General features: G+C 39.6%; 15 protein-coding genes and 1 riboswitch. Of the genes, 2 read left to right on the plus strand and 13 right to left on the minus strand.

Annotation, left to right across the window (positions count from 1 at the left end; translation table 11 throughout):
- Positions 1-26 precede the first annotated feature (26 nt).
- From gcvPB to gcvT, 3 genes are read right to left on the minus strand one after another with little or no spacing between them, the layout of a single operon-like run.
- On the minus strand, positions 27-1,484 hold the full coding sequence (gene gcvPB, locus ATG70_RS10140; RefSeq protein ID WP_098444189.1) for an aminomethyl-transferring glycine dehydrogenase subunit GcvPB: 1,458 nt from the start codon (positions 1,482-1,484) through the stop codon (positions 27-29).
- Positions 1,481-2,824 (minus strand): aminomethyl-transferring glycine dehydrogenase subunit GcvPA, encoded by a 1,344-nt coding sequence (gcvPA, locus tag ATG70_RS10145; protein WP_098444190.1) that lies wholly within the window; start codon positions 2,822-2,824, stop codon positions 1,481-1,483. The genes gcvPB and gcvPA overlap by 4 nt, the downstream gene beginning before the upstream one ends.
- Before the next feature lie 26 nt (positions 2,825-2,850).
- Entirely contained in the window at positions 2,851-3,951 is a 1,101-nt protein-coding gene (gene gcvT / locus ATG70_RS10150) for a glycine cleavage system aminomethyltransferase GcvT (protein WP_098444191.1), read from the minus strand.
- Positions 3,952-4,162: 211 nt separating this feature from the next.
- A riboswitch (glycine riboswitch) is annotated at positions 4,163-4,251 on the minus strand.
- A 209-nt stretch (positions 4,252-4,460) separates the two neighbouring features.
- Here gcvT and ATG70_RS10155 point away from each other — a divergent pair.
- Both ATG70_RS10155 and ATG70_RS10160 read left to right on the plus strand, forming a co-directional pair.
- Complete coding sequence (locus ATG70_RS10155; RefSeq protein WP_098444192.1) at positions 4,461-6,131, plus strand: DEAD/DEAH box helicase; 1,671 nt, start codon at positions 4,461-4,463, stop codon at positions 6,129-6,131.
- Positions 6,109-6,909, plus strand: a complete 801-nt coding sequence (locus tag ATG70_RS10160; protein WP_098444193.1) for a YqhG family protein — start codon at positions 6,109-6,111, stop codon at positions 6,907-6,909. Before ATG70_RS10155 ends, ATG70_RS10160 begins: the two co-directional genes overlap by 23 nt.
- 12 nt (positions 6,910-6,921) lie before the next feature.
- On the opposite strand, the gene ATG70_RS10165 is transcribed toward ATG70_RS10160, so the two are convergent.
- From ATG70_RS10165 to ATG70_RS10210, 10 genes are all read right to left on the minus strand, one after another.
- On the minus strand, positions 6,922-7,119 hold the full coding sequence (locus ATG70_RS10165) for a YqzE family protein (RefSeq protein WP_098444194.1): 198 nt from the start codon (positions 7,117-7,119) through the stop codon (positions 6,922-6,924).
- A gap of 57 nt (positions 7,120-7,176) precedes the next feature.
- Positions 7,177-7,674, minus strand: a complete 498-nt coding sequence (locus tag ATG70_RS10170) for a shikimate kinase (RefSeq protein ID WP_098444195.1) — start codon at positions 7,672-7,674, stop codon at positions 7,177-7,179.
- Positions 7,675-7,676: 2 nt separating this feature from the next.
- A complete protein-coding gene (gene comGG, locus ATG70_RS10175; RefSeq protein ID WP_098444196.1) occupies positions 7,677-8,096 on the minus strand; it encodes a competence type IV pilus minor pilin ComGG in 420 nt (139 codons plus the stop codon).
- Entirely contained in the window at positions 8,056-8,469 is a 414-nt protein-coding gene (gene comGF, locus ATG70_RS10180; protein ID WP_098444197.1) for a competence type IV pilus minor pilin ComGF, read from the minus strand. The genes comGG and comGF overlap by 41 nt, the downstream gene beginning before the upstream one ends.
- Positions 8,459-8,812, minus strand: a complete 354-nt coding sequence (locus ATG70_RS10185) for a hypothetical protein (RefSeq protein WP_098444198.1) — start codon at positions 8,810-8,812, stop codon at positions 8,459-8,461. Before ATG70_RS10185 ends, comGF begins: the two co-directional genes overlap by 11 nt.
- Positions 8,766-9,218, minus strand: coding sequence for a competence type IV pilus minor pilin ComGD (gene comGD, locus ATG70_RS10190; RefSeq protein WP_098444199.1), 453 nt, complete (start codon positions 9,216-9,218; stop codon positions 8,766-8,768). Before comGD ends, ATG70_RS10185 begins: the two co-directional genes overlap by 47 nt.
- Positions 9,218-9,547, minus strand: a complete 330-nt coding sequence (gene comGC / locus ATG70_RS10195; RefSeq protein ID WP_098444200.1) for a competence type IV pilus major pilin ComGC — start codon at positions 9,545-9,547, stop codon at positions 9,218-9,220. Before comGC ends, comGD begins: the two co-directional genes overlap by 1 nt.
- A gap of 14 nt (positions 9,548-9,561) precedes the next feature.
- Positions 9,562-10,590, minus strand: a complete 1,029-nt coding sequence (comGB, locus tag ATG70_RS10200) for a competence type IV pilus assembly protein ComGB (RefSeq protein WP_098444201.1) — start codon at positions 10,588-10,590, stop codon at positions 9,562-9,564.
- Positions 10,565-11,647 (minus strand): competence type IV pilus ATPase ComGA, encoded by a 1,083-nt coding sequence (gene comGA / locus ATG70_RS10205; RefSeq protein ID WP_098444202.1) that lies wholly within the window; start codon positions 11,645-11,647, stop codon positions 10,565-10,567. The genes comGB and comGA overlap by 26 nt, the downstream gene beginning before the upstream one ends.
- Before the next feature lie 99 nt (positions 11,648-11,746).
- Positions 11,747-12,583, minus strand: a complete 837-nt coding sequence (locus ATG70_RS10210; RefSeq protein ID WP_098444203.1) for an alpha/beta fold hydrolase — start codon at positions 12,581-12,583, stop codon at positions 11,747-11,749.
- Positions 12,584-12,616: the final 33 nt, after the last annotated feature.

The raw sequence follows: 12,616 nt of genomic DNA on the forward strand, positions 1-12,616 counted from the left end.
AGTATTTAATTACGCTGATACGCAGATTACGCTTTTTGGTATCGTAATATTGGTTTTCTAGCAGCGGTCGTTTCATCCAGTCGACCAATGACAGTTGTATGAGGAGCTTCCTGCACAATTTCAGGGTTATCTTCTGCTTCTTTAGCAATCTGAAGCAGTACATCACAGAATTCATCAAGCGTTTCTTTTGATTCTGTTTCTGTAGGTTCAATCATCATACACTCTTCGACATTGATAGGGAAATAAATCGTAGGTGGATGATACCCAAAATCAAGCAAACGCTTGGCCATATCTAACGTTCGAACACCCAGTTTCTTTTGTTTCTTACCAGAAATAACGAATTCGTGCTTACAATGCTGTTCATACGGCAACACAAAAGCATCTTGAAGACGTCTCATCATATAATTTGCGTTCAAAACCGCGTTTTCAGATACTTGCTTTAGTCCTTCTGGCCCCATCGTACGAATGTACGTATAAGCACGGACGTTAATACCAAAGTTTCCATAATAAGGTTTCACTCGTCCAATCGATTGAGGACGATCATAGTCAAAACGATACGCATCATTTGCTTTTACAAGGACTGGTTTCGGAAGATATGGGATTAAATCTGATTTAACGCCCACAGGTCCTGAACCAGGTCCTCCTCCACCGTGTGGTCCAGTAAAGGTTTTGTGTAAATTTAAATGCACGACATCAAAGCCCATATCCCCCGGGCGAGCTGCCCCCATAATGGCATTCATATTTGCACCATCATAATAGAGTTTTCCACCAGCATCATGAATAATTGTCGCCATCTCGGTAATTTGCTCTTCAAACAGACCAAGGGTATTGGGATTTGTAAGCATAAGAGCTGCCGTGTCATGATCTACAACACGCTTTAGATCTTCAAGATCAACTAGCCCTTTTTCATTTGATTTAACGGTCACTGCCTCAAAACCAGCAACGGTGGCAGAGGCGGGATTTGTACCGTGGGCAGAGTCTGGGACAATGACTTTTGTACGATTAAAATCCCCATTTGCTTCATGATAGGCACGAATCATCATTAATCCTGTCCACTCGCCATGAGCACCTGCAGCAGGTTGTAGGGTCACTTCGTCCATACCTGTTACAGCGACAAGGTTTTCCTGAAGGTTGTACATCATTTCTAGCGCACCCTGAACGGTCTCCTCTTCTTGAAGCGGATGGACAAAAGCAAAACCAGGATACCTTGCCACATCTTCGTTAATTTTTGGATTATACTTCATCGTACATGAACCAAGCGGATAAAATCCAGAATCCACCCCGTGATTACGTTTCGATAAGGCGGTATAGTGACGCATTAGCTGCAGCTCTGACACTTCTGGTAGCTCCGGTTCAGTATTGCGATTAAATTCCTCCGGTAACCATTCATCTAAATCAATGTCAGGAACATCAAGTTCAGGAAGACTGTATGAAATACGCTCCGGTTCACTTAGCTCAAATATTAACGCCTGGTCTTTACTCATTTTGCTCCCCCCACTTCTTCTACAAACATATCAATTTCCGCTTTTGTACGATTTTCTGTTACTGCGACAAGCATGTGATTGTTAAGTTCCGGATAATCGCGACCAAGATCATACCCGCCGATGATTCCTTTAGTTAATAACTTGCGATTCAATTCCTTGATTGGGCCGTTAACCTTAATAACAAATTCATTGAAATAGATGCCATTGAACACAGTCTCTACACCAGCTTCTTGAAGACGTGCTTTCGCATAATGAGCTTTTTTTATATTTTGCTCTGCCATTTTGCGTACGCCTTTCTTTCCGAGCGCGCTCATAGCAACTGAGGAAGCTAGCGCATTTAGTGCCTGGTTTGAACATATATTGGACGTCGCTTTATCCCTGCGAATATGCTGTTCTCTTGCTTGTAACGTAAGTACAAAACCACGCTGTCCATTATCATCAGTTGTTTGTCCAATCAAACGTCCTGGAACTTTCCGCATTAGTTTTTTCGTCACTGCGAAATATCCACAGTGAGGCCCACCAAATTGAGCTGGGATACCAAACGGCTGACAATCTCCCACAACAATATCTGCACCCATCTCACCAGGTGGAGTTAAGCGCCCAAGCGCCAGTGGGTTACTTGAAACGACAAACATTGCTTTTTGCTCATGTACAAGCTTTTCAATATCTGGCAATGGTTCAAGTTGCCCGAAAAAGTTCGGATACTGAACCATCACACAAGCAGTATTTTCGTCAATTTCTTGCTTCAACTTATCTAAGTCTGTAACTCCATTGCTCGAATCGACTTCAACCACGGATAAGCGTTGCCCTCTAGCATAAGTATCAATTACGGCACGCGCTTCTGGGTGGACCGTTTTAGATACGATGATTTTTTTCTTTTTTGTTTGTCCGGCACTTAGCAGACCCGCTTCAGCTAGAGCCGTAGGACCATCGTACATCGAGGAATTCGCTACTTCCATTCCTGTTAATTCACTAATCATCGTTTGAAACTCAAAAATAGCTTGCAATTCACCTTGAGAAATTTCAGGTTGGTATGGCGTGTAGGCCGTATAAAACTCAGAGCGACGAATAACGTGATCTACGACAGAAGGAATGGCATGATCATAAACGCCTGCACCGAGGAAAGACGCATTTTCGAGAGTATTCGCATTTTGGGATGATAGCTTTGACATGTAACGAATCAATTCCGATTCAAAAAGCTGCTTTTCCACCTTAAGTTCGCCTTTAAAACGAATGGCTTCTGGAATATCCTCAAAAAGATCCTGAACAGAGTCCACCCCAATTGTTTCAAGCATTTCTTTCCTGTCCTGGTCAGTCGTTGGCAAATAGCGATGTTTCATATGTTCATTTCCTCCTCAGTATCCGTTTATTTCTGACGTTTATAGAATGGTGATGGAATAACTTTTGCTTGTACACGCTTATTGCGAATTTCCACATCTAACTCAGTATCCATTTCTGTATACTCTTTCTTAATTAGCGCAAGACCAACGTTCTTTTTTAAAGTTGGCGATTGTGTACCTGTTGTCACTTCTCCAATCAGTTGTTCCCCTTTATAAACAAGGTAGTTCGTACGAGGAATACCCCTCCCAATCATTTCAATGCCAACCAATTTTCGCTCCAGGCCTTTTTCACGCTGACGAAGGAGAGCAGATTTACCAATAAAATCAGCCTCTTTACTAGTTTTAACAGCAAAACCGATTCCCGCTTCAAGCGGAGTGATATCCTTCGTTAGCTCCTGTCCGTAAAGAGCCAGCTTAGCTTCAAATCTAAGAGTATCACGAGCTCCCAAGCCGCAAGGTAAGATATTTTCAGGTTCACCCGCAGCTAAAATTGCCTTCCAGAGAGCAGGGGCATCTTCTGAAGCGGTATATAGTTCAAATCCATCTTCACCTGTATAACCAGTTCGAGAAACTAACGTTTTAATTCCCGCGATCATAAGATCAGCCTGAAACTTAAAGAAACCAATTGATGAAAGATCTGTATTTGTGAGACGTTGCAGAATGACCTCTGCTTTTGGACCTTGAATCGCTAGTTGAGCCATCTCATTCGATATATTGTTAAGGGATACACCTTCAATGATGTGCTCCTCAAGCCAGTCAAAATCCTTAACGGTATTCGCTGCATTTACGACTAATAAGTAATGTTCCTCCGAGTATTTGTAAACGAGAAGGTCGTCTACCGTACCACCATCCTCATAGCACATCGCAGTATACTGGGCTCCATTTACTTTCAGTTTGCTAACATCATTTGTCATCATCTTCTGAAGATAATCAAGGGCTTGTTCACCTTTGACATCAATTTCTCCCATATGAGAAACATCAAATAAACCAGCTCTTGTTCTCACAGCTTCATGCTCTTCCTTAATACTAGAAAATTGAACAGGAAGTGCCCATCCACCAAAATCAATCGTTTTAGCACCCATTGACTTATACGTTTCAAATAACGGGGTTTTCAATAACTCGCTCATCTTGTTCCCTCCTATAACATCGAAATCAAAATCGTTTCATTTAACCCTAACCAACTATGCAAACCAAACCATGTCCAGCCATTAAAAAAGGACAGAGAAAACCCGCTGTCAGTAGCGCGTTTTCTCTGTCCTTTTGACCTGAAAGTTTCTCCTCACATTAAAGTGCGAGGATTACATCTTTGGCGGCTTAAAGAAGCTCTCTCCAGAGGTGCGTCTAACAAGAGTCTTTTTGCCTGAGAGATTCACAAATTTGCTTGCTCCTTCGGCGCTGCATCTAGCAGTCTCTCCTCTTGCCTTCATTCGCTTATTTTCAGTTTTAAGGTATTGGATTGTATGGATTGATTCATACTATTAATGCTTTCGATTTCAATCCTACCACTACCACAGGAGCGTTGGCAACAATCTTTTTAATAATAAAAGTATTTTAACTACTATATTAAACACGAACAATATTATACATTAAACTTATATCATTCGTAAATAACAGTTTTAAAGAAAGGGTTTTCATTTTGAGGACTGAATTACAATTCGATCAACAGTGGACAAACAACTTTCTCAAACAAATTGAAGAGGATGGACCATGGGCTAATTGGGAGCTTTTTAAACTGGCTATCGAAGCTGAACAACATCGGGCTATCCCATCGTTTAAAGGATTACAAGCTCCTACTTACCTTCCTGACTTAACACCCCACCCTTATCAACTCGAAGCTGCACGGCGAGTCGTTGAGGAGATGAACGGAAAGGCTATTCTAGCAGATGAGGTTGGTCTCGGAAAGACAATCGAAGCTGGTCTTATAATTAAAGAGTATATGATTCGTGGGTTAGTAAAAAAAGTTCTTATTCTTGTCCCAGCCTCGTTAGTGTCTCAATGGGCTATCGAGCTTAACACAAAATTTTATATACCTGCTGTCGTTCAACGAAAAAGCTATGTTTGGGATCAGTGTGATGTCGTCGTATCCTCGATTGATACAGCAAAACGTGAGCCCCATCGGTCAATTGTTTATGAGCAACATTATGATATGGTCATCATCGATGAAGCGCACCGTTTAAAAAACAACCGAACAAAAAACTATGAATTTGTCCAACATTTGCCTAAGAAGTTCTGCCTTCTATTAACAGCTACTCCCGTTCAAAACCGTCTTGATGAAGTTTTCAACCTAGTATCATTACTAAAACCAGGTCATCTCGGCAGCTTTGAGAATTTCGAAAAGGATTACAAAGGAAAAGAAAAAAATGCTGAAGACGAAGAGAGACTTCGCACACTGATACAAAAAGTAATGGTAAGGAATCGCCGCGAGGATACTGGTATGGATTGGCCTGAACGCATTGTAAAAACGGTACCGATTACTTTCTCGCCTGAAGAAGAAGATCTTTATCGTTCAGTTGAAGCATTGAAAAAGGAACCGATTTCAACCCGTAGTCAATTTTCAATTATTACCTTATTAAGAGAAATTTGCTCAAGTCGTGAAGCTGCCTATATGACGTTAAAAAAAATGCTTGAGAAAGATTCTCTTGATGAAGTCACACAAACCTTCATCCACTCCTTAATTAAAAAAATTGAAGGTGTACCAACAAATTCAAAAGCACAAAAAGCCCTTGAACTAATTCAATCAATTGAAGGAAAAGTCATTATCTTCACGGAATATCGAGCGACACAGCTATATTTACAATGGTTTTTAAAGGAGCACGGTATCACTTCCGTTCCTTTTCGAGGTGGGTTTAAACGCGGAAAGAAAGATTGGATGAGAGAGTTATTTAAAAATCACGCTAAAGTTCTTATTGCAACAGAAGCTGGTGGAGAAGGGATCAACCTTCAATTTTGTCAGCACGTCATTAACTATGACCTTCCATGGAACCCTATGAGGATTGAGCAACGGATCGGCCGCATTCACCGACTTGGCCAAGAAGGCGATGTTCACATTTATAATTTTGCAACAAAACATACGGTTGAAGAACATATACTTACCCTGTTATACGAAAAGATCCAGCTGTTTGAAAGTGTCATAGGTCAACTAGATGAGATCTTAACTCGCCTCGGGATGCGTGATATCGAAAAACATATTTCTGACATTCTACTTCATTCCGAAAGTGAAGGGGAAATAAAAATTAAGATGGATAATATTAAAGAACTAATCAATTATCAAAAGGAGGATTCAGATGCACCAAGAAAATATTCATAACTATTTGCGTTCGTATTTTCTCGCGAATGATTGTCGTATTCTACACGAAAAACCTGGCCTCCTCGATGTTCAACTCACCATTGAACTCGATAAAGAGTTAATGAACCGACCATTTTATTGGCATTATCTTGAAAAGACAGGCGGAACGCCACGACAAATGACGCTTACGTTAATTACAAATCAAACTATTGAAGAGAAAGGTGAGTTTGTTCATTTTGGAGCACCAAGACTGCATCAAATCTTTTCCTCCACAAAAAAACTCGCGTCTTCCATTCGTCTATATGAGGATGTACAAACGAATCAGCAACAGCAATATCCTCTTCATCCCTGGCTTTGTCTTAATATAAAAATTTCCTATCAATGTGATAGAAAAAAACACCGTCTTCTTTCACTCGGTCTTCACCTTGTTAGTGGAGCGGTAGTCGATGACTTTCACAATTTGTTACTAGAAAAGTCGCTTACCCCAAAAATTCCTGACTATGCTTTTACCGTAACACCTATCATAAAACCAGAAAGTGGATTAAAAAGACTCGAATCTGTTGTAGAAATGCTGCTCACAAAAGAAGACGTACAGTGGGCCGAAGAGGCAAGAATAAGGTGGGCTTCTGATCAGCACCTTCTTGATCAATTTTACGAGGGCAATACGAACGATCAACGATATGAAGTAGAAAAAGAGGCACTAAGGAAACAGTATGAGCCAATCATTACTGCAGAAATTATTAATGGAGGTATTTTCCACCTTGTTCCCGGTATCGAATCACAACCTTATCCCACTTAAAAAAGCTCGGACTCAACTGTCCGAGCTTTCACGCTTCTTTTTCTTCATGAACATCGATACCGACATTGGAATGATGCCAAACCATCGAAACAAAAAAGGCTGCTTTTTTGCTTTTCTTACAGCACGCTGCTGCTGTCTTTCTTCTTTTGGTTGATCAATATATGAGACAACTTGTTGTGTCATATATTTCACTAAATCATTCGATGACATCTTGATCACCCTTTTATCATTGTCTTCATTATTAAGGGTGTCCAAATACTTAGTTTTTTATCCTATGCGTTGACATATTTCGGCGACAATGTCTTTTACTGAACGATTCGTCGTTTCAATTTCATAATCTGCTTCACGGTATAACGGCAGCCTTTCCGTGAATATAGTGTTAATCTTATTTTGCTTGTTATCTCCAGCAAGCAATGGCCTAGAAGTATCGCCTTCTAACCGCTTAACAATTTCTTCAGGCTCACAGTGTAAATAGATCATTGTGCCATTCTGCTTCATAAAAGAGCGATTATTTTCACTTAAGACGATCCCACCGCCTGTACTAATAATAATATTTTCAGTCGGAAGATCTTTGAGAGACGCTGTCTCATATGATCGAAACGCTTTCTCCCCCTCACTTTCAAAGATAACTGGAATTTCTCGTCCTTGCATCTTCGTTACATGCTTATCCGTATCCTCTGAAGGAAGAGCTAACGCTTTTGATAACTCTTCAGCAACAGTTGTTTTGCCTGATCCCATAAAACCTGTTAAGTAGATCGCTTTCATGTTTATCCCTCACTCCATTCTACGACTTCTTTCAATGTTTGATTGTATTGGAACAGCGCAAAAACCTTCGTTGCATCTTGAGTTGTCCCATTTAACGTGATGTAAATAACTTCTGAAGGAGAAAACTGGATCGCGGCGTGAATCGTGCCTTCTTCATAAATAAATGTTTTCTCAGTAGTTTCGACATCGTTTTTTTGTATATATGAAATTGTATCTTTCATTCCTAGCACTAGCAAGGAATGCTTTTTGAATTGTTCCTCTTCACGATCTAGGAATGCTCGTTCGTTCATTGTTGCATAGCATAAATGAAAAATGAACCCAAGAAGAAGTGTGCTAATTAGCATCATCATAGCAGTCATATAGCCTTGGTCATCCAGTTGCTTAAGACATTTGAAAACTAACTTGTTTCTCCGTTTTCCCATTATTCAGATCCACCTCGATCATTACTCTCCTCCCGGAGATTTGAACCTTAAAATCTCTAATGTCTTGTAAGACAATTTCATGACCGGTATTATTGACGCGGCGACGTATGGAAGATCCATACCTTTCATACTTAACGATCGCTCCATCTTTTTTTGTTAGTTCAATACTTCCCTTACTAAGTATAATTTGAGTGGCTTCTCGAACTTCTTTAGAAAACAAGTGAAAAAACAAGCGTGCTTCTTCTTGCTGAAAATCTGCCCCTGAATTTTGGATGGCCGCGCTCATAAGTAAAGGAAGCGTCCATATTATAGCCAGTAATATGGTCAAGGTTAGCATTAGTTCAAGTAGCGTAATCCCTTTTTCACTTCTCATGAGGCAAGCTTCTACATATCAATAATTCATCCTTTTTCTCTTCATTGTAAGAAATACACAACCCATTCGGTGTTTCAGTTAAGTAAAATGCAGTGCCTTCCAAGATTTCTTGCTTGGGAGGTACTACATTGTTTAATACAAAGTCATTCCAATAATGATCGAGCAAAAGGATCGCTTCCTTTCTCGTTTGAATGCTCATTCGCTCTTCATAAAGTTGTACATAAATTGGCAATGCGCCAGAAGATAAAAGAGTAAGTATAGAAAGGGCTATCAAACCATCAAGTAACGAGTAACCATTACAATTTTTTAATATAGAAGCGACCCGCTCCCACTTGTACAACAAGCTTATACTCCTCCTTACCCGCCTTCATATAAAGGGTACCTGCCTTTTGAACATTTCCATTCCCGCCATAAACAATTTGATACCCCATTGTTCCTTCATCGATTGTGATGTGATCTGGAATCTCATTTGTTCTCACTACTGTCGAGGCATTACCCTGGATACTATAAATACCTTTACTTGGCGAAATCAAAAACCGATAAGAAGAACCATTTACATAAGCGAGTTCTTGAGTATACCTAAGATCCGATTGAATCTCTTCTAGGAAATGTTTTGTTACAGAAGCATTTTGCGTAGGCGTAATGTGGAGAAAAACCAGGGTTAAGAGAATCGACAATAGAGAAAGTACGATCATCATCTCGATTAAGGTATAGCCAAAAGAATTTATTACGTAATGAAATCGTTTCATTACTCGGTTAATATCACTTTTCCATCGGTGATCGTTAATGCCTCTCCTCCGGGACAAGTGGTTTCATCCATATCGAGATAGCCATCTGTAACAAGATCAGCGATTGTAGTTGGAAATTCTTTTTTATTCGCTTTGTATGCTGCTACCTGTGTTTGAGCGACTTTTATCGTTGCTTCACAACTTTTTTCTTCAACGACTTCGTTATTTTTCGTTAAACCAGGGACAGCAATTAAAAGAAGAACGGAAATAATCATAATAACGATCATCATTTCAATGAGCGTAAATCCTTTTTCTTGTTTAAATAAGCCTATCCATTTTCTTAATTTCATTCATAACTTCCCCCTTAAATGTTTTGCAAATAATAAAACATCGGCATAAGAATGGACATAAACATCAACATGACGACAAGACCAACACCAACAAAACTAACAGGCTGCAAAATCATAAACCCTTTCTTGACAAGCTCTTCAAATCGTTCGCCAACCACCTCCCCATACAGAATAAGCTCCCTGCCGAGATTACCACTTACTTGTCCATGCATTAAAATTTCTTTGAACTCAGGTACATATAAACTAGTGTGATCAAATAAACCTTCTAACTTTTCCCCGCGCATCAACGACAGGGAAACCCGACTAGCTTCCTCTTGAAAAAAAACAAAATGCGATTGCTTTGTTAACAGCGAAAAAGCCTCGGCAATGGAAAGACCACTTTGAAGTAATAAACCTAAGTGAAGGGAGGTATGATGAGTGAGGTAGAGAGGGATAAAGAGGTGAACGAATGGTACTTTACTATAAATAATCATTTTCTGTACTGCAGAACTAGGTTTGTTTTTCACTAACGTAGAAAGATAAAATGCAATGGAAAGTACAATAACACCTACAACAATAGCTGGCATAAACCGAACAAGCTCCATAAAAAACTTCGAAATAAATGGGAGAGGAACATCGAGCGTTTGGTACAACGTATTAAATTGAGGCAATAAATACTTTCCTACCACAAATAACATAATGGCCGTCATCCAAAATAGAAAGATTGGATAAGCAAGCGTACTGCGTAGACGTTTTTGCCATTCACTTCTCGTTTTCATTAATTGTCCAGATGCAGATATGCCTGTCGCAAAATCACGCTGTTCAGACATATACAAGTAAGATAATATATCTCCTGGGAAGTGAAAATCAGCTAAAACATCATGAAAGGAGTCCCCACCTTTTAACCTTACAATAATCATTTCAATGTTGGCTCGAATATGATCATTTTGATATAAAGCATAAACCTCCAGACATTTTGAGAGCGAATACCCCTCTTCAAGCATCTTCCCTACCCGACAAAGAAAGTCTGCTTTTCGATCAAGCTTCCATTTGGATCGTTTCACGGTTAAATAATCCCAACTCCTTCTCTACGGTTTCTTTTTGAATATAGCCTAAGGCATAGGCTCTAAGAATGTAATCTTTAATTGTGGATTGACCTGGTATGGTTAAAAGCTCTGGATAATCGAGGGCTTTTTGAAGGTGGAGACCTGCGAGGATTTCAACAACAGCAAGCTTTCTACGAGTTCTCCTTTTAAGACATTCAAGAGAACACACATCACAATAGGGACACTTTAAAGGTACTAACCGCTGAGTTGCAACCCCTCTTAACGTCTGGGTGATGTTATGAAGTGGAATACCGAACTCGAGTAATCTTGGAATGCATTCAAGTGTACTTCCCGTATGGAGTGTGGAGACAACCAAATGACCAGTCATACTAGCTCTTATCGCGAGCTGAGCCGTTTGTTCATCACGTATCTCTCCTACGACAAGAATATCAGGATCATGCCTTAAACCGGCTTTAAAACCCTCATAATACGAAAGTCCAGCCTTCTCGTTCACTTCCATTTGAATAAAATCAGGATTTCTCTTTTCGATCGGATCTTCTATTGTGAGAACACGGCGATGTCGCTTTACGCTTAACGTTTGAAGTAAGGAATACATGGTTGTCGTTTTACCTGATCCAGTAGGGCCTGTGATCATAAATAAACCACTGTTACAACTAACAATCTGAAGAAGTCGGTTTGCAATTGAGGGAAAAAGAAAAAGTTCTTTAAAGGAGTGAGTTTCATCTTGTGGCAAAATACGAATAACGAGACTTTCGTGGTACGGAGTTGGAATTGTAGAGAGACGGAGATGAAGTTTTCTTGGGTAAAGAATCATATCCATTGCACCATTTTGAGGACGACGTTTTTCACCAATGTCCATTCCACTCAAAAATTTAAAATGAGACAATAGCTTTTCAGCGACACTCATTGGTAACCATAAAGCATCATAAAGACGATTATCCACCCGAAATTGAATGGCTGCACCTTTCTCCTTCGGGTGAAAATGTACATCAGATGCCCCCACTTCCATCGCTTGTTTGATAATGTCTTTCCCCTTTTCTTCAATATTCAGCAAAACACACCTTCCTTTCGTCTAAGTTCACGATTTTAAATCGTAAAGAAAAGGATTCGCCAGGTAACTGGAAAATCCTTCTCGGTAATTTTAAATATATATTTATTTAAGTGAAAACTCTTGAATACTTAATTCAAACAAACACTCTTCTTCAAGGAATGGGTAATGATTGCTTTCATCAAAAACAACCAAATTTGCATTAGGAATCATACTCGCCATTTCTTCGGAATAAGAAAGCGGACATTGCACATCATATCTGCCGCAAGCAATAAGAGTAGGGGTTGTGATGGCAGTAAGCTGTTTTGTTACATTAAACTGTAAAATTTCTCTTGCGAAAAAATTCATTCGAGCTGCCGCCATCTTTTTATGTATTGGTTTTGAAAATAAAATATTATATAGCTCTGGTCGATAAAGAGAAAGTTTCGTCCTTTCCTCAGTTATTTTTTTTCGTTCATTTTGCTCAAGATCAGGGTCTTTTAACCGCTCAATGAGTTGCTGCATCAGCTCATGTTGAGGATGATCGACATGATAGATACAAGCGGGAGAAGAAGAGGCGTATTCCCTAGCAGCAGCTCCTACAATGATTAAACCTTTTAGTGAGTTTGATGCATGAATTCCATATACACAAGCCAGCATTCCACCTGTGGAATGACCAGCGAAAACCCACTTTTCAATTTTCATCTTTTCGCGTATACTTTCAAGATCAAATACCGTTTCAATCATAAAAAATTCGTGCGGTGAGTTTACAGAATCTGTGTTTCCTGCTTCTTTAAGATTCACTAAATATACGGTGTAGTTTTTTGTAAATACATCTGCAAAATAATCACCACTGTTATTAAATTGAGAATAAAGATGGGTCACGCAAAGTGCTGGACCATTACCTTTCACAAAAACCTCAAACTTACCTCGTTCTGTTTTAACGAAAAGTTGTTTCCACATCAAGAATCCCCCAAACGGTACTTATTATTAATA

It is taken from the genome of Bacillus sp. es.036 (assembly GCF_002563635.1).
Taxonomy (GTDB): domain Bacteria; phylum Bacillota; class Bacilli; order Bacillales; family Guptibacillaceae; genus Guptibacillus.